The sequence below is a fragment of the Providencia sp. genome, from assembly GCF_003533305.1.
In the GTDB taxonomy this organism is placed as follows: domain Bacteria; phylum Pseudomonadota; class Gammaproteobacteria; order Enterobacterales; family Enterobacteriaceae; genus Providencia.
Map to the genome: position 1 here is coordinate 1 of NZ_DOEH01000011.1, position 19,310 is coordinate 19,310.

13 protein-coding genes are annotated in these 19,310 nt (G+C 41.7%); 9 read left to right on the plus strand and 4 right to left on the minus strand.

Features of this window, described 5'->3' with window-relative positions; genetic code table 11:
- Positions 1-517: 517 nt before the first annotated feature.
- The 9 genes from secE to DD649_RS05500 all read left to right on the plus strand — a co-directional run bounded on the left by secE (position 518) and on the right by DD649_RS05500 (position 14,110).
- Entirely contained in the window at positions 518-904 is a 387-nt protein-coding gene (secE, locus tag DD649_RS05460) for a preprotein translocase subunit SecE (protein WP_294104442.1), read from the plus strand.
- Positions 905-1,450 (plus strand): transcription termination/antitermination protein NusG, encoded by a 546-nt coding sequence (gene nusG, locus DD649_RS05465; protein WP_294104444.1) that lies wholly within the window; start codon positions 905-907, stop codon positions 1,448-1,450.
- 207 nt (positions 1,451-1,657) lie between these two features.
- On the plus strand, positions 1,658-2,086 hold the full coding sequence (gene rplK / locus DD649_RS05470; RefSeq protein WP_294104446.1) for a 50S ribosomal protein L11: 429 nt from the start codon (positions 1,658-1,660) through the stop codon (positions 2,084-2,086).
- Positions 2,087-2,089: 3 nt separating this feature from the next.
- Positions 2,090-2,791, plus strand: coding sequence for a 50S ribosomal protein L1 (rplA, locus tag DD649_RS05475; protein WP_294104448.1), 702 nt, complete (start codon positions 2,090-2,092; stop codon positions 2,789-2,791).
- A 342-nt stretch (positions 2,792-3,133) separates the two neighbouring features.
- Entirely contained in the window at positions 3,134-3,631 is a 498-nt protein-coding gene (rplJ, locus tag DD649_RS05480; protein WP_294104450.1) for a 50S ribosomal protein L10, read from the plus strand.
- 60 nt (positions 3,632-3,691) lie between these two features.
- Complete coding sequence (gene rplL / locus DD649_RS05485) at positions 3,692-4,057, plus strand: 50S ribosomal protein L7/L12 (protein ID WP_294104452.1); 366 nt, start codon at positions 3,692-3,694, stop codon at positions 4,055-4,057.
- A gap of 353 nt (positions 4,058-4,410) precedes the next feature.
- Complete coding sequence (gene rpoB, locus DD649_RS05490; protein ID WP_294104454.1) at positions 4,411-8,439, plus strand: DNA-directed RNA polymerase subunit beta; 4,029 nt, start codon at positions 4,411-4,413, stop codon at positions 8,437-8,439.
- A 117-nt stretch (positions 8,440-8,556) separates the two neighbouring features.
- On the plus strand, positions 8,557-12,780 hold the full coding sequence (rpoC, locus tag DD649_RS05495) for a DNA-directed RNA polymerase subunit beta' (RefSeq protein WP_294104456.1): 4,224 nt from the start codon (positions 8,557-8,559) through the stop codon (positions 12,778-12,780).
- A gap of 451 nt (positions 12,781-13,231) precedes the next feature.
- Positions 13,232-14,110: a VWA domain-containing protein gene (locus DD649_RS05500; protein WP_336429465.1), complete on the plus strand. Its 879-nt coding sequence runs from the start codon at positions 13,232-13,234 to the stop codon at positions 14,108-14,110.
- A 104-nt stretch (positions 14,111-14,214) separates the two neighbouring features.
- On the opposite strand, the gene dcuC is transcribed toward DD649_RS05500, so the two are convergent.
- From dcuC to DD649_RS05520, 4 genes are all read right to left on the minus strand, one after another.
- Positions 14,215-15,588 carry a C4-dicarboxylate transporter DcuC gene (gene dcuC / locus DD649_RS05505; RefSeq protein WP_294104458.1) on the minus strand — a complete coding sequence of 458 codons (1,374 nt, stop codon included), beginning with the start codon at positions 15,586-15,588 and terminating at the stop codon, positions 14,215-14,217.
- Positions 15,585-16,838, minus strand: a complete 1,254-nt coding sequence (pepT, locus tag DD649_RS05510) for a peptidase T (RefSeq protein ID WP_336429448.1) — start codon at positions 16,836-16,838, stop codon at positions 15,585-15,587. The genes dcuC and pepT overlap by 4 nt, the downstream gene beginning before the upstream one ends.
- Before the next feature lie 583 nt (positions 16,839-17,421).
- A complete protein-coding gene (gene thiH / locus DD649_RS05515) occupies positions 17,422-18,543 on the minus strand; it encodes a 2-iminoacetate synthase ThiH (protein WP_294104463.1) in 1,122 nt (373 codons plus the stop codon).
- Entirely contained in the window at positions 18,540-19,310 is a 771-nt protein-coding gene (locus tag DD649_RS05520) for a thiazole synthase (RefSeq protein ID WP_336429451.1), read from the minus strand. Before DD649_RS05520 ends, thiH begins: the two co-directional genes overlap by 4 nt.

A 19,310-nucleotide genomic window follows, 5' to 3' on the forward strand; every position in this document is an offset into this window, starting at 1 on the left:
TGCAAAAGTTATTGCATAATATCGCTCTTTCTGAATAAGAAAGAACTACGTTAGTAAAAAGGGCATCAAATAGATGCCCTTTTTATACGTTGTAAAATTTAAGAACCTATCTCATCAATCATTGTTATAATTATTGGTGAGATAGGCTCTCAAATCACGAATTAATAACAGTACTTATTGCTTTGTACAGTTATATGAGATTTATAAAGGTTTTGCTCGGAAGATATGGTATATTTTACCGCTGCCACGAAAAGAAATTTTATTTCATAATAGGCGAGTCAAAAATTAACTGAGCATGCTGAATTTTCTGCGAAGAAATAGATAATGCCTACCGCTATTATTTTTGAGGTATGGTTTCTACTTCGTAGGTATTTGTTATCGTATTCCTTTCAGATTTTGCAGGCTTAGCTGTAGTGAATTAAGGGATATGTTGGCATATTCTATTGGTTTGGTCTGGTTGTTTTACCTTTGTAAGGCAAGCGGGCTTTATACATACTTCATGGTAACAGGTTGAATTATGAGTACGAATAGCGAAGCTCAAGGAAATGGACGCAGTGCAGACATCTTCAAATGGGTGGTTGTCTGTGGCTTACTAATCATTGCGATAGTGGGTAATTACTACTTCCGTCAATATAATCTCGCGCTGCGTGCTTTTGCCGTTGTCGCCGTTGTCGCTGCAGCTGGTGCTATCGCTTTGTGGACAACAAAGGGTAAAGCAACACTGACATTTGCGCGCGAAGCTCGCATTGAGATGAAAAAAGTTATTTGGCCTACTCGCCAGGAAACATTACAAACTACATTAATTGTTGCTGCAGTAACGGCTGTTATGTCGTTAATACTGTGGGGATTAGATGGTATCCTAGTGCGTTTAGTTTCATTTATTACAAGCCTGAGGTTATTCTAAATGTCAGATTCACCTAAAAAGCGCTGGTATGTCGTTCAGGCATTCTCTGGTTTTGAAGGTCGCGTAGCACAGTCTTTACGTGAATACATCAAATTACATGCCATGGAAGACTCTTTTGGCGAAGTTATGGTCCCAACTGAAGAAGTTGTTGAAATTCGTGGTGGCCAACGTCGTAAGAGTGAACGTAAATTCTTTCCAGGCTATGTTTTAGTCCAAATGACCATGAATGATGACTCTTGGCACTTAGTGCGCAGTGTCCCTCGTGTAATGGGCTTTATCGGCGGAACATCAGATCGTCCAGCGCCAATTAGCGACAAAGAAGTTGATGCGATTATGAATCGCTTACAACAAGTGGGCGATAAACCACGTCCTAAAACACTGTTTGAGCCGGGTGAAATGGTTCGTGTTAGTGAAGGTCCGTTTGCTGACTTTAATGGTGTTGTTGAAGAAATTGATTACGAAAAAAGCCGCTTAAAAGTCTCTGTTTCTATTTTTGGTCGTGCTACACCAGTCGAACTGGATTTTGGTCAAGTAGAAAAAGCATAGCACTAAAAAACAGCTTAAAAATAAGTTGGTTATTAAAAGACCAAAGAACAGGCTTGCAAAGGGCGTGAAATTTGAATATAATTTCGCGCCTTAGTTTTTTATTTGGCAAAAAATATTTTATGTTTTGCAAATTATTTTGCGGGGCATGTTAATGCAACGGGGAGCCTTATTTAGTAAGGCGTTACTACCCATTTAGAGGAAATATTCATGGCTAAGAAAGTCCAAGCCTACGTTAAGCTGCAAGTTGCAGCTGGTATGGCTAACCCAAGCCCTCCTGTTGGTCCAGCATTGGGTCAGCAAGGTGTTAACATCATGGAATTCTGTAAAGCGTTTAACGCAAAAACAGAAGGTCTAGAAAAAGGCCTACCAACTCCTGTTGTTATTACTGTTTATGCAGACCGTTCATTCACTTTTATTACTAAAACTCCTCCTGCAGCAGTATTGCTGAAAAAAGCAGCTGGCGTTAAATCTGGTTCGGGCAAACCGAATAAAGATAAAGTAGGTAAAGTGACCTCTGCTCAGATCCGTGAAATTGCGGAAACTAAAGCTGCGGACATGACTGGTTCTGATGTTGACGCTATGATGCGTTCAATTGAAGGTACTGCTCGTTCCATGGGCCTGGTAGTGGAGGATTAATCAATGGCTAAACTGAATAAGCGCATGCGCAATATCCGTGAAAAAGTTGATGTTACTAAACAATACGACATCAATGAAGCCCTTTCACTGCTGAAAGAATTAGCAACTGCTAAATTCGTAGAAAGCGTTGATGTTGCTGTTAATCTAGGCATCGATGCTCGTAAATCAGACCAAAACGTTCGTGGCGCGACTGTATTGCCACACGGTACTGGCCGTTCTGTTCGCGTTGCTGTATTTGCACAAGGCGCAAACGCTGAAGCTGCAAAAGCTGCAGGTGCTGAACTGGTAGGTATGGAAGATTTGGCTGATAAAATCAAAGCTGGCGAAATGGATTTTGACGTTGTTATTGCTTCTCCTGATGCAATGCGCGTTGTTGGCCAATTAGGTCAAATCCTAGGCCCACGTGGTCTGATGCCAAACCCGAAAGTAGGTACTGTAACGCCTAACGTTGCTGAAGCTGTTCAAAATGCTAAAGCAGGTCAAGTTCGTTACCGTAATGACAAAAACGGAATCATCCATACCACTATCGGTAAAGTTGATTTCGATTCTAACCAATTGAAAGAAAACCTAGAGTCACTGTTGATTGCGCTGAAAAAAGCAAAACCAGCTTCTGCTAAAGGTGTTTTTATCAAGAAAGTTAGCCTGTCTACTACAATGGGTGCAGGTGTTGCTGTTGACCAATCTGGTCTGTCAGCGACAATTTAATAACTGAGCCTTCTTAGGCTATTTGGTTATTAAGCTTTACCTTTGCGTCAAATTTGTATAAAATTTGACGCCTTGAGTTTGTTGGGTGTTTGAGCCTTTGGGTAATATACTCAACAAACCACAAATTCGGTATGGAGTCTGGCCTTTTCCAGACCCCGTCCAAGACCGCAGGTGTAGTTCAGGTGTATAACTACTACTTAATCTTACCTGCGTAGACGGTGACAGAGATACCTAGAATTTTATTCTGACTTCTGCTCACCGTGATTTACGCTTAGACACAATGTTGTGTATGAGTGATGTGAGTCCCCGGGTTTTCCCGGTTAATCCAGGAGCAAGAAGCTAATGGCACTAAATCTTCAAGACAAACAAGCGATTGTTGCTGAAGTCAGCGAAGTAGCCAAAGGCGCGCTTTCTGCAGTTGTTGCTGATTCACGCGGCGTAACTGTAGCAAAAATGACTGAACTGCGTAAAGCAGGTCGCGAAGCTGGCGTTTATATTCGTGTTGTTCGTAACACGTTGATCCGTCTAGCTGTTCAAGGTACTTCTTATGAAGTCCTGAAAGACGCGTTTGTTGGTCCAACCTTGATTGCTTTCTCTAATGAACACCCGGGCGCTGCTGCTCGTCTGTTCAAAGAGTTCGCGAAAGCGAATCCAGCATTTGAGATTAAAGCTGCGGCCTTTGAAGGTGAGTTAATCCAGGGTCAAGATATTGATCGTCTGGCAACACTCCCAACTTACGATGAAGCAATCGCACGCCTGATGGCAACCATGAAAGAAGCCTCTGCAGGCAAATTGGTTCGCACACTGGCTGCTCTGCGCGATCAGAAAGAAGCTGCATAAGCCCTTTCCTTCGTTGCTTGTTAACGTATAAACTATTTCTGAATTTTAGGAACACTTGTTATGTCTATCACTAAAGACCAAATCCTTGATGCAGTTGCTGAAATGTCTGTAATGGACGTTGTTGAACTGATTACTATGATGGAAGAAAAATTCGGCGTTTCTGCTGCTGCAGCTGTTGCTGTTGCTGCGGGTCCTGCTGAAGCTGCTGAAGAAAAAACTGAATTCGATGTTATGCTTACCGCTGTCGGTCCTAACAAAGTTTCAGTAATCAAAGCAGTTCGCGGCGCAACTGGCCTTGGCTTGAAAGAAGCTAAAGATTTAGTTGAATCTGCACCAGCGGCTATTAAAGAAGGCGCTAATAAAGATGAAGCTGAAACTCTGAAGAAAGCTCTTGTGGAAGCAGGCGCTGAAGTTGAAATTAAATAATTTCAGCTTTGACTTCGCAGCCTAACTCATTAGGTTGTTGGCTGGTGATTTTTAATCACCAGCCTTTTTACGCTGTAAAGCGTGATGGGTGTTAACAGCTTTTCACGCAATTTTGATGTTAACAACCCCCCCAATACTTCTTTCTATTGACGACTTAATATACTGTATTTCTTAGCTACGACCCGCTCGGGCAGCTCGGTAGCAAAAGCAATGCAATGAAATGGTTTAAGAGTGATAGTAATAAGTATTCAGGAAAGTATTCATTTTCCATTTCTAAAAAACGCGTTGCGGTTCTGTCCTGACTATTTTAGGAAGAACAACTTGGGTCACTGATCAACGAGCTGAGGAAACCTATGGTTTACTCCTATACCGAGAAAAAACGTATTCGTAAGGATTTTGGTAAACGTCCACAAGTTTTGGACATACCTTATCTCCTTTCTATCCAACTTGACTCGTTCCAGAAGTTTATCGAGCAAGATCCTGATGGCCAGAATGGGCTGGAAGCAGCTTTCCGTTCTGTGTTTCCAATTCAGAGCTACAGTGGTAATGCTGAACTACAATATGTCAGCTATCGTTTAGGTGAGCCTGTTTTTGATGTTAAAGAATGTCAAATTCGCGGTATTACTTATTCTGCACCTCTGCGTGTGAAGTTACGTCTCATCGTTTATGAGCGTGAAGCACCGGAAGGCACCGTTAAAGATATCAAAGAACAAGAAGTTTACATGGGTGAAATTCCACTCATGACTGAAAACGGAACTTTTGTTATCAACGGTACTGAGCGTGTTATTGTTTCTCAGTTGCACCGTAGCCCAGGCGTATTCTTTGATAGCGATAAAGGGAAGACTCACTCTTCAGGTAAAGTGCTTTATAACGCACGTATCATCCCTTACCGTGGCTCATGGCTTGATTTCGAATTTGACCCGAAAGATAATTTATTTGTACGTATCGACCGTCGCCGTAAATTACCAGCGACTATTATTCTGCGTGCAATGAATTACAGTACCGAAGACATCTTGAACTTGTTCTTCGATAAAACTGTATTCCAAATTCGTGATAACAAATTGATGATGACGCTGGTTCCTGAGCGTCTACGCGGTGAAACTGCTTCTTTTGATATTGAAGCAAACGGCAAAATTTATGTTGAAAAAGGCCGTCGTATCACTGCTCGTCATATCCGCTTACTCGAGAAAGAAGAAGTCAACAGCATTGAAGTTCCTGTTGAATATATCGCGGGTAAAGTGGTAGCAAAAGATTACATTGATGAAAGTACTGGTGAGCTGATTTGTGCAGCGAATATGGAACTTTCATTGGATATGTTGGCACGTCTGAGCCAATCAGGTCATAAAACAATTGAAACATTGTTTACGAATGACTTAGATCACGGCGCATATATGTCTGAAACTGTCCGTGTCGATCCAACAAACGACCGCTTAGGTGCGCTGGTAGAAATCTACCGTATGATGCGTCCTGGTGAGCCACCAACACGTGAAGCAGCCGAAAATCTGTTCGAAAACTTGTTCTTCTCTGAAGACCGTTACGATCTTTCTGCTGTGGGCCGTATGAAATTCAATCGTTCACTAAATCGTGAAGAGATTGAAGGTTCAGGCATCCTAAGCAAAGACGATATCATTGAAGTAATGAGAAAACTCATTGATATTCGTAACGGTAGGGGTGAAGTGGATGATATTGACCACTTAGGTAACCGCCGTATTCGTTCAGTCGGTGAGATGGCAGAAAATCAGTTCCGCGTTGGTCTGGTTCGTGTTGAACGTGCAGTGAAAGAGCGTCTTTCTCTGGGCGACCTCGATGCATTGATGCCACAGGATATGATTAATGCGAAGCCAATTTCAGCGGCAGTAAAAGAGTTCTTTGGTTCCAGCCAATTGTCTCAATTTATGGACCAGAACAACCCATTATCTGAAATTACGCACAAACGTCGTATCTCTGCGTTAGGCCCAGGTGGTTTGACTCGTGAACGTGCGGGCTTTGAAGTTCGTGACGTACATCCAACTCACTACGGTCGTGTTTGCCCTATCGAAACCCCTGAAGGCCCGAACATCGGTCTGATTAACTCATTATCTGTTTATGCACAGACCAATGAGTATGGTTTCCTAGAAACACCTTATCGTTTAGTTCGTGATGGTCTTGTTACTGATGAAATTCACTATCTGTCTGCGATTGAAGAAGGTAACTTCATCATTGCTCAGGCAAACACCGTTTTAGGTGAAGATGGTAGCTTTATCGAAGAACTAATTACTTGTCGTAACCGTGGTGAATCAAGTTTATTTAGCCGCGAACAAGTTGAATATATGGACGTTTCGACTCAACAGATCGTCTCTGTTGGTGCGTCACTCATCCCATTCCTTGAACACGATGATGCTAACCGTGCATTGATGGGTGCGAACATGCAACGTCAAGCGGTTCCTACTTTACGTGCAGACAAACCATTAGTCGGTACAGGTATGGAACGTGCAGTTGCGGTTGACTCCGGTGTTACTGCTGTTGCAACTCGTGGCGGTTCTGTTCAGTACGTTGATGCTTCTCGTATCGTAATTAAAGTTAACGAAGACGAAATGCATCCAGGCGAAGCTGGAATTGACATTTATAACCTGACTAAATATACCCGTTCTAACCAGAACACCTGTATTAATCAGATGCCTTGTGTATCTTTAGGTGAGCCTGTTGAACGTGGTGATGTGTTAGCTGATGGTCCTTCAACAGACCTTGGTGAATTAGCACTTGGTCAAAATATGCGCGTGGCATTTATGCCATGGAATGGTTATAACTTCGAAGACTCCATCTTAGTTTCCGAGCGTGTTGTTCAAGAAGATCGTTTTACAACTATTCATATTCAGGAACTCTCTTGTGTGTCTCGTGACACTAAATTGGGGCCTGAAGAAATTACTGCTGATATTCCAAACGTTGGTGAAGCTGCACTTTCTAAACTTGATGAATCCGGTATCGTTTATATCGGTGCTGAAGTGAAAGGCGGTGACATTCTGGTTGGTAAAGTAACACCTAAAGGTGAGACTCAATTAACGCCAGAAGAGAAATTACTGCGTGCTATCTTCGGTGAAAAAGCGTCTGACGTTAAAGATTCTTCTTTACGTGTTCCAAACGGTGTTTCCGGTACAATTATTGACGTACAGGTCTTCACTCGTGATGGCGTAGAGAAAGATAAACGTGCGCTTGAAATCGAAGAAACTCAGTTACGTGATGCGAAGAAAGACTTAACAGAAGAGCTACGTATTTTTGAAGGCGCTCTGTTTGCTCGTATTCGTTCTGTACTGATTAACGGTGGAATTGAAGCTGAAAAATTGGATAAACTGCCTCGCGATCGTTGGTTAGAGTTGTCTCTAGCTGATGAAGAGAAGCAGAACCAGTTAGAGCAGTTAGCTGAGCAATATGACGAATTGAAATCTGAGTTTGAGAAAAAACTTGATGCGAAACGTCGTAAGATCACCCAAGGTGATGATCTAGCTCCGGGTGTACTGAAAATTGTTAAGGTTTATCTGGCTGTTAAACGTCAGATCCAACCGGGTGATAAAATGGCGGGTCGCCATGGTAACAAAGGTGTTATCTCAAAAATCAACCCAGTTGAAGACATGCCTTACGATGAAAACGGTAACCCAGTTGACATCGTTCTGAACCCACTGGGCGTACCATCACGTATGAACATCGGTCAGATTTTGGAAACGCACTTAGGTATGGCTGCTAAAGGTATTGGTGACAAAATCAATGCTATGCTTAAGCAGCAAGAAGATATTGCTAAACTGCGTGAATTTATCCAAAAAGCTTATGATCTTGGTGATGATCCGCGTCAGAAAGTTGATTTGAATACTTTCTCTGATGAAGACGTTATGCGTTTGGCTGAGAACCTGAAAAAAGGTATGCCAATTGCAACACCAGTGTTTGATGGTGCAAAAGAGAAAGAAATTAAAGAATTACTGAAACTGGGCGGATTGCCAACTTCAGGTCAGATTTCACTGTTTGATGGTCGTACTGGCGAGAAATTTGAGCGTCAGGTCACCGTTGGTTACATGTACATGCTGAAATTGAACCACTTAGTTGATGATAAAATGCATGCCCGTTCAACTGGTTCTTATAGCTTGGTTACTCAGCAACCGCTGGGTGGTAAAGCGCAGTTCGGTGGTCAGCGTTTCGGGGAGATGGAAGTGTGGGCACTGGAAGCATATGGTGCAGCCTATACTCTTCAAGAAATGCTTACAGTTAAATCGGATGACGTTAACGGCCGTACGAAGATGTATAAAAACATCGTCGATGGCAGCCATCAGATGGAACCTGGTATGCCGGAATCTTTCAACGTATTACTGAAAGAAATCCGCTCACTAGGTATTAACATCGAGCTGGAAGACGAGTAATTCGTTTTGCGCCGGAAGGTCTGATTTATCAGCCTTCCGGCTCATGTAAGCAGTGGGATTTGGGGAGAGTGGCTTGACCACTCACCTGACAGGTCTAACTCCGACAGGAGCTATTTAGTGAAAGACTTAATTAAGTTTCTGAAAGCGCAAACCAAGACCGAAGAGTTTGATGCGATCAAAATTGCTCTGGCATCACCTGACATGATCCGTTCATGGTCATTTGGTGAAGTTAAAAAGCCAGAAACGATTAACTACCGTACGTTCAAACCTGAGCGTGACGGCCTTTTCTGTGCACGTATTTTCGGGCCAGTAAAAGATTATGAATGTCTGTGCGGTAAGTACAAACGTTTAAAACACCGTGGTGTGATTTGTGAGAAGTGTGGCGTTGAAGTCACACAGACCAAAGTCCGTCGTGAGCGCATGGGTCATATTGAACTTGCATCACCGACTGCACATATTTGGTTCTTAAAATCATTACCATCCCGTATCGGTTTGCTGCTTGATATGCCACTGCGTGATATCGAACGTGTTCTGTATTTTGAATCTTATGTTGTTGTTGAAGGCGGAATGACTAGCCTTGAACGCGCACAGATTCTGACAGAAGAGCAATACTTAGATGCGTTGGAAGAGTTCGGTGACGAATTTGATGCGAAAATGGGTGCGGAAGCAATCCAAGGCCTGCTGAAAAACCTCGATCTTGAGAACGAGTGTGAAACGCTACGTGAAGAGTTGAATGAAACTAACTCTGAAACTAAGCGTAAAAAGCTGACTAAACGTATCAAACTACTGGAAGCATTTATTCTATCTGGTAATAAACCAGAGTGGATGATCTTAAACGTTCTACCAGTATTACCACCTGATTTACGTCCATTAGTTCCTTTGGATGGTGGTCGTTTCGCAACGTCAGATCTGAACGATCTATATCGTCGTGTAATCAACCGTAATAACCGTCTGAAACGTCTTCTGGATCTGGCTGCGCCAGATATCATCGTACGTAACGAAAAACGTATGTTGCAAGAAGCGGTTGATGCACTGTTAGATAACGGTCGTCGTGGTCGTGCAATTACAGGTTCTAACAAGCGCCCTCTGAAATCTTTGGCCGATATGATCAAAGGTAAACAAGGTCGTTTCCGTCAGAACTTACTTGGTAAGCGTGTTGACTATTCAGGTCGTTCTGTTATCACCGTAGGTCCATACCTACGTCTGCATCAGTGCGGTCTGCCTAAGAAAATGGCTCTTGAGTTATTCAAACCATTTATCTATGGCAAATTAGAATTACGTGGTCTGGCAACAACCATTAAAGCTGCGAAGAAAATGGTTGAGCGCGAAGAAGCGGTTGTTTGGGATATCTTGGATGAAGTTATCCGCGAACACCCAGTTATGCTGAACCGCGCACCAACACTTCACCGTCTGGGTATCCAAGCTTTTGAACCAATTTTGATCGAAGGTAAAGCTATCCAATTGCACCCATTGGTTTGTGCGGCATACAACGCCGACTTCGATGGTGACCAAATGGCGGTACACGTTCCTCTAACTTTGGAAGCTCAGTTAGAAGCACGTGCGTTGATGATGTCAACAAACAATATTCTGTCACCGGCAAGTGGTGAGCCTATCATCGTTCCTTCACAGGACGTTGTATTGGGTCTTTACTACATGACTCGTGACTGCGTAAACGCGAAGGGCGAGGGCATGGTATTAGCCGGTCCTAAAGAAGCTGAGCGTGTTTACCGTTCAGGTCATGCATCATTGCATGCTCGCGTTAAAGTTCGTATTACTGAAGAAGTTAAAGATACAGAAGGTAACATTACGATTAACACTGGTTTAGTTGATACCACAGTTGGTCGTGCGATTTTATGGATGATCGTGCCAAAAGGTCTACCTTTTGAGCTGGTTAACCAAGCGCTAGGTAAGAAAGCAATCTCTAAGATGCTAAATACCTGTTACCGCGTACTCGGTATGAAACCGACTGTTATTTTTGCTGACCAAATCATGTATACCGGTTTTGCTTATGCTGCGCGTTCTGGTGCATCAGTTGGTATCGATGATATGGTTATTCCTGAGAAAAAAGCAGGAATTATCGCAGAAGCAGAAGCGGAAGTTGCTGAAATTCAGGAACAATTCCAGTCTGGTTTGGTTACAGCCGGCGAACGTTATAACAAAGTTATCGATATCTGGGCAGCAGCAAACGAACGTGTTGCTAAAGCGATGATGGAAAACTTGTCTACTGAAAGTGTTATCAACCGTGATGGCATTGAAGAACAACAAGTTTCTTTCAACAGTATCTTTATGATGGCCGACTCCGGTGCTCGTGGTTCTGCAGCTCAGATTCGTCAGCTAGCAGGTATGCGTGGTCTGATGGCTAAGCCAGATGGCTCAATCATCGAAACACCAATCACGGCGAACTTCCGTGAAGGTCTGAACGTTCTTCAGTACTTTATCTCTACGCATGGTGCTCGTAAAGGTCTTGCGGATACAGCATTGAAAACAGCAAACTCCGGTTACTTGACACGTCGTTTAGTTGACGTTGCACAAGACTTGGTAGTTACTGAAGACGACTGTGGTACTCACGAAGGTATCCTGATGACTCCGGTTATCGAGGGTGGCGACGTTAAAGAACCATTGCGTGAACGTGTACTTGGTCGTGTAACTGCAGAAGATATCCTGAATCCAGGTACTGCAGATATCTTAGTACCTCGTAATACACTACTTCATGAAAAACTGTGTGACCTGTTAGAAGCTAATTCGGTTGACAGCGTTAAAGTACGTTCTGTTGTAAGTTGTGAAACTGACTTTGGTGTGTGTGCTCACTGTTATGGTCGTGACCTTGCTCGTGGTCATATCATTAATAAAGGTGAAGCTATCGGTGTTATCGCCGCGCAGTCAATCGGTGAACCAGGTACACAGCTGACGATGCGTACGTTCCATATCGGTGGTGCGGCATCTCGTGCGGCAGCAGAATCTAGCATTCAAGTCCGTAATAGCGGTACTCTGAAGTTATTTAATGCGAAATATGTAACAAACTCTGAAGGTAAACTGGTTATTACTTCTCGTAATACAGAATTGCGTCTGATTGATGAATTCGGTCGTACTAAAGAGAGTTACAAAGTGCCTTATGGTGCGCACCTTACTAAAGGTGATGGTGCGTCAGTTGCTGGCGGCGAGACCGTTGCTAACTGGGATCCGCATACAATGCCAGTTGTCAGTGAAGTTACCGGTATTATCCGTTTCTCTGACATGCTTGATGGCCAGTCAATGACTCGCCAGACTGATGAATTAACAGGTCTGTCGTCAATCGTTGTTCTGGATAGCGCTGAGCGTACAGCAAGTGGTAAGGATTTACGTCCTGCATTGCGTGTTATCGATGCAAATGGTAATGATGTTCTTATTCCTAACACAGACATGCCTACTCAGTACTTCTTACCGGGTAAAGCAATTGTTCAGTTAGATGATGGCATCGCTATCAAAGCGGGTGATACTTTAGCGCGTATTCCACAGGAATCTGTGGGTACTAAAGATATCACGGGTGGTCTACCACGTGTTGCTGACTTGTTTGAAGCTCGTCGTCCGAAAGAGCCTGCTATCCTTGCTGAAATCAGCGGGATAATCTCGTTCGGTAAAGAGACCAAAGGTAAGCGTCGTCTGGTTATCACTCCATTAGATGGTTCTGAGCCGTACGAAGAGATGATCCCTAAATGGCGTCAGCTCAACGTGTTTGAAGGTGAGATCGTTGAACGCGGTGACGTAGTTTCCGATGGTCCAGAGTCTCCGCATGATATTCTACGTCTACGTGGTGTTCATGCTGTTACTCGTTACATCACTAACGAAGTTCAGGAAGTTTACCGCTTACAAGGCGTTAAGATAAACGATAAACACATTGAAGTTATCGTGCGTCAGATGCTGCGTAAAGTCACTATCGCGGATGCAGGAAGTTCTGAATTCCTCGAAGGTGAGCAGATTGAGTACTCACGTGTGAAAGTTGCGAACCGTAAACTTGAGCTCGATGGTAAAATCACAGCAAATTATGCTCGTGACTTGTTGGGTATTACTAAAGCATCTCTGGCAACAGAATCCTTTATCTCAGCAGCATCGTTCCAAGAAACAACTCGCGTACTGACAGAAGCTGCGGTAGCAGGTAAACGTGATGAACTGCGCGGTCTGAAAGAGAACGTTATTGTTGGACGTCTGATCCCTGCTGGTACAGGTTTTGCTTACCATCAGGAACGTATTCGTCGTCGTCATCTGAATGATGTAGTGGAAGCTCCACAAGTCAGCGCAGATGAAGCAACAGCGAACTTGGCTGAACTGTTAAATGCAGGCTTTTCAAGTGGTAATCAGAAGTAATTACTGATTTCACTATAGTAGCTTGATAAAAACTGGCGTCCGAAAGGCGCCAGTTTTTTTATAATTATTTTATTGAATGGCTAGAAACAGTAATTAGTTATTTATATCCCATCTCCTTTATTTCTTTCAGTTTTCTCATAAAACTACATTTTTTTATATTATTCAAATAATAAACTGATTAATTATTTCAAATTTTTATTTAATTTCTAACCTAATAAAAAAGATAAGTTCCTTCTATTAATTAAGGAGGCTTGTAAGTGAGAAATGAAGTAATAATAATGACTCCAGTATTAATCACAGGCTGGTTAAATAATATATTTAAATTTAATTTTATATATCTATAGATATTAGGAATGATAAAATATAAAGGGAAATAATGATGACTGAAAATAATTTTGAATTTGATAATAATAAAGATGGTTTCGCTTCCTCAGATATAACTTCTACCTTGATGAATGTGAGTAATCTATCTCAGATAGTGACAGGTAGCGGTCCAATAGCACTTGATATTGTTATTATTATTGATACTAGTGGTTCAATGTCGGATGAATCGACAGATCTTAGCCAACAAATCGATATAGCTATTGAGAAGGCCTCAGCTAGCTGCCCTTCACAACTTAGAGCAACATTTTTGGGAATACAAGGAACGTGGGACAATACAAAGTTTGATCAAACGGTAAGCAATTACCTTACTGGACTTGGTATTAGTCAAAGTAGCTTACAAGCGAGATTGCCATTTAAAGAGATTGATGGAATTGACCATGCTGGTAATAAAGAAGATTTATGTCGTGCAGTTATTGATGTGAGTCACTACTTTGATTGGCGTGATGATGCACGTAGAGCTATTTTTGTCCTTGGTGATGAAGGAATGGAGGGTGGTGGTGGAATATTAACGAATGCAGCAGTACTAAAAAATAATGAAGCTATTTTTGCTGCTCAAAATGCACATGCTAAAGTATATACCTATCAGGGAACGCCAAATGATGATCCGTCAAATATTGATCGTTTCCCAACATTAGCTGAGAGAGATAAAATTACAAAAGAATATGAGCGGCTCGCATTAGAAACGGGTGGCCGTTCTTATATTTATACAACAGGGATTGCAAATTTTGCACTCGTTTTACAAGAGATACTTTGTGATAGTTTGAATCCACCTGCTGATTTAAATACAGAAGTATCAAATTGTACAAGTGTGTGTGAGTATCTTCCTACTATTTTATTAACAGTTAATACATTGGCAGAAATAATTAATAAAACAATTGATTCTTGTTGTCCAAAAGAAATCAATAAACACCATGAAACTTCAAAACTATGTGAATGTAAACATTGAGAAAAATAGTTATTATATAATAAAGTAATCTTTAATTAAAAAGAGAGGAATATTTCCCCTCTTTTTAGTTACATGATTATTTGAATATTAAGTGATTAAATACGTTAATAGAATATCCCGATAATCGCACAGTGAGCCACGAAACCGACCATGAGTGGTACAGCCGTTCGCTTAACAACATCAAACGGCTGTAACTTAGCTCCACTTGATACCGCAATGATGACCCCTGCGACGGGTGACATTCCTCGACCCATATGTGATGCTTGTTGCATAGGTAGAATCATTGAGATTGGATTTACACCCATACTGTGAGCTATTTGTGGGATCAACTCGACAAATGCTAGGAATGGCGCATTACCCGACCCCATGATAATAGCAGCAGCGAGTGTTACAACAGCAAAGACTAAAGCCATAGCAAATGGTGGTAAGCCAACAGATTCAGCCATGATAATTAATTGGTCAATGGCGCCACTGACTTTAATACCATGAGCGAAGACACCCGCAGCAACCAATAATCCTACAACGTTACTAAAGGCGTGACCCATACCATTTAAAAAGGTTTGGAAGCCATTACAAACGATTTTGAAATTACGTACTCTCACTGTTTCAATGACCATACAAATTGTCATTGCGATTAGAACAATCGTAACTACGTCTAAGTGAATGCCTTCAAAGAACAGATTTGAGGTTCCGACAGCCATGATAATCGGTAACATAGGAAGTAGTGCATAATATCCCGGTACTGATTTGGTGCTGTCATTTTTTTCGTGAGACGAAACGGCTTTACCTATTTCAGGTATAAACCCTTGCTTACGGTCACAATGACGTTGCCAAAAAATATGTGTAATACCGACAACAAGGACAGTTGCTAATGCCGCAGGTCCTTGGTAGTAAAGTACATATTCAACCACTGACATATCGACTGCTTTTGCACCACGAATGGCATCAATTGCCGTTGGCGTATAAGCCACACCAAGTGAGGTCGCGATAACCCCAGCCGCAGAAGCTGGCGATAAACCAAGACCAATCATGATAGGGAACATGGTGCCCATCAATAAGACTGCGAGGCCAGTTGCTGATGGAATCGCAAGTTGTAAAACACTGGCTAGTAGGAATGAGAAAAATAGCAGTACATAAGGTGAACGCATATTTTTCAATGGTTTTGTTGCAACGCGGACAACGGCTTCATTAGCGCCGATATGATCCATATATTGAGCAAATCCCATCAGCGCCATGATCATTAAACCAAGGTCAGCGGCACGGCTACTGAACAAATCGCGCATAACTTCAAAAGGATCGAGCCAAGTGATCCCCGTGGTTGCAACATTTTTAGGAAGAATAGGACCCCAACCGAGGGCAAGGGTACAGATCATCAATGCTAAACCCGCAATTAATAATACGGGTTCAGCTTTGTATCCTTTTAGAATAAAACGTGCAACCAAAACAACGATGATAAGAACCGTTAGAATTGGGATCATGCTTTAGCTCCTGGTTTGAAGCGTTCAGCGGTGATTTGTACTACTTGCTTCAATACATCACTGGCTGCATATAAAGATTTCACTGGTAGGTATTCATAGATTGAATGGAAATTGTGAGCACCGGTAAAGATATTCGGGCAAGGTAAACCATTTTGTGATAGAGCCGCGCCATCATAGCCACCACGCATAGGAATAACTTTAGGAGTGATACCACAAGCTTGATAAGCATCAACTGCAATATCAATAGGATAGCGATTTTCACCTTGTAAACTGTTATAGACGTTTGAATAGCGGTCTGCGAGGATACAGGTGACGCTTTCTGCTCCCCACAAATCTTCACAGTGATCTGCTAATTTTTTCAAAAACGCCATGCGAGTACGGTAGCCATCTTCAGTAAAATCGCGGACATCCAATTTTAAGACCGTGCGTGCACTATTGCCAGACATCTGCTTAACCCAGTAATAGCCTTCGCGACCATCTGTATATTCAGGAGCTTCACCGCCGGGTAACATTGCGATAAATTTTTGTGCCATTAGAAGGGAATTTTTTAGTTTTCCTTTTGCTGACATAGGATGAGCCGACTTACCGGTAAAAATAACTTCTACATCACCTGCATTCCAGTTCTCATAAACCAGCTCGCCGATACCACAACAGTCTAATGTATAAGCGAAATCCGCACCAAATTCTTTAACATCAAATACTTTTGCACCGCGAAGCCCTTGCTCTTCATCAGGAACAAAGCCAATTTTAATTGTACCGTGTTTGATTTCTGGGTTTTGTTTGAAATATTGCAGCATATCCATAATCGATGCGATAGCGGCTTTATCATCTGCGCCGAGTAAGCTCGTACCATCAGTGACGATGATATCGTCACCTAAATAGTCAGCAAGTTCAGGGAATTCGCTTTTACGCAGGTAGATATTTAGCGCTTTATTCATGCAAATATCTTCACCGTTATAAGGTAGAATTTGCGCTTTAGTGTCATTAGTTTGTTCCGCACTGGTGTCTAAGTGGCCAAAGAAAGCCACCGTTGGCACATCATAATCCAGGTTAGAGGGCAATGTTGCCGTGACAATCGCAGTATCACGTAACTTAATATCTTCAATGCCTAATGCTTCGAGTTCTTTAACTAATTTTTGTGCAAGTACGCGCTGGCCTTCTGATGATGGCATGATGCCTGCTGCGCCTTTTTCCCGATCGGTGGTGGTGTTAACTTTGGTGTAAGAAATAAAACGGTCAACGATATTCATTCTTTCTATTCTCCGGCATCGCAATGATGAATATTTTATACTTTTGTTTTGTTTATGAATGTAATCTCATTTCAACAGTATTCTTTTATCATGGAAAATAATAAGACGAGTATCAGATATTTTGATTTTTTTTAAGAAATGCTACCGAGTGTATAAAATGAATAATTAATAGTGGTTTTAATTACTTAATGAACTAAAATATTTGACCTTAGCTATATATTGATTTTTGTTGTTAATTAATTGATATTAAACAGTTAGTTATATTTATCTTATCCTATATTTATGTAACATTCCCTATTATCCCTTCTTATCTTAAATTCTATTGTTAATACACTTATTTTGTGTTTTGGCATTTTTATTTATAATTCCAACTCGATTTGCAGCAGAGTCTAAAATACTAAAGTCATATTTTATTATATTTGTTTATATATGCGTAATTACCTATTAAAAAATAAAGTTTATTTTTAGCTATTAATACATTTTATTGTTCATTTAATGAAAAAAGATACTCAGGACTTAACAAGTCATCGTCACAAGTAGTAATAAATCAGGGGCTAATCTTTTTTTAAATTAGCCCCTAATATTAGCGCCCTAAGTAGCCATCCCAATCTTTCCAAACGGGTTGTAGCCCTGATTTTACCAAGGCTTGTGCAACTTGCGCAGCACTACGATTATCATGAGGTGTGAATTGTTCTAATTCTTCCGTTGAGTCTGCATAGCCTCCTGGCTGTGTTTTTGAACCAGCACTGACATTATTAATCGCTAAAGGTACTACATGGTCACGAAAATAAGGTGATTCTCGTGTAGATAATGACAGTTCAACATTTGGTGCTAATAAGCGAAAAGCACAAATCAGTTGCACCAGTTCTGTGTCATTCATTAAAGAGGCAGGTTCAATGCCACCAGCACAAGGTCGCAGGCGAGGAAATGAAATAGAGTAACGCGTTTGCCAATAATGTTGCTGTAGATAAAGCAGATGTTCGGCAACCATATAACAGTCAGTTCGCCAGCTATTTGATAACCCAATGAGTGCACCTAAACCAATTTTATCAATACCTGCTTGACCTAAACGTTCGGGGGTTGCTAATCGCCAATGAAAATCTTGTTTTTTGCCTTTAAGATGATGAAGCTGATAGGTGGGTTCATGATAAGTTTCTTGGTAAACCATTACCCCATCAAGACCTAGCGATTTTAATTCTCGATATTCGTCTGTGCTTAATGGCTGCACTTCCATCATTAACGAACTAAAATATTGGCGAATAATCGGCAGATAGCGCCGAAAATAATCCATTCCCACTTTGCTTTGATGTTCGCCAGTCACGAGCAATAAACTGTCAAATCCTATCTTGCGTATGGTTTCGCATTCATTAATGATTTCAGTCTCATTAAGTGTTTTACGTTTAATTCGATTGCTCATTGAAAAACCACAATAAGTACAATCGTTTGCGCATAAATTTGACAGATATAATGGAACATAAAAACCAACAGCATGGCCAAATCGTTGCCTTGTGAGCTTTTGTGCTTTTTGTGCCATTTGTTCGATGAAAGGGCGAGCGGCAGGGGAAAGTAACGCCATAAAATCGTCGAGTGTTAACGTATCACTTGCTAAGGCATCCGTGACATTTTTTGAGGTTTTACTATGAATACTTAAGGTAATATCGTCCCAATTGAGCGCCTGTAAGCGTTCACTGAAGCTGGCGTTCATTGCAGCTCCCCTAAGAAACTCGTTAAAGGGCTTGATGCTTGAGCTTGTTGTTTTGATGCTGCAAGACCACCTTGATAGGCAAGTTCGGCCGCTTCAACTGCCATTTTGAAAGCTTTAGCCATCAATATGGGTTGTTTAGCAACAGCAATCGCGGTATTAACAAGGACAGCATCTGCGCCCATTTCTATTGCTTCGACTGCATGGCTTGGTGCGCCAATACCAGCATCAACGATAACGGGAATACGTGCTTGCTCGATAATAATTCGTAGCATTTCTTTGGTGACTAAGCCTTTATTTGTGCCAATTGGTGCACCCAGAGGCATAACTGCGGCGCAACCGACTTCTTCTAAGCGTCGACATAAAACTGGATCAGCACTGCAATAGGGAAGTACCACAAAACCTTCTTTGACGAGTTGTTCTGCTGCTAATAATGTTTCAATCGGATCCGGCAATAAGTATTGCATATCTGGATGAATTTCCAGTTTAACCCAATGAGTACCTAGTGCTTCACGAGCAAGACGTGCGGCAAATATGGCTTCTTGCGCGTTCTTTGCCCCAGAGGTATTTGGCAATAATTTGATACCGAGCTCTTGTAATGGCAGCAAAATACCATCGTCTTGTCCTCGTAAATCAATTCGTTTCATGGCCATAGTGACTAATTGACTGCCTGATGCTTTGATAGATTCTTGCATCACGCTAGCGCTAGCAAATTTACCTGTGCCCGTAAATAAACGCGATTGAAATGTGAAATCTGCAATTTTTAACAT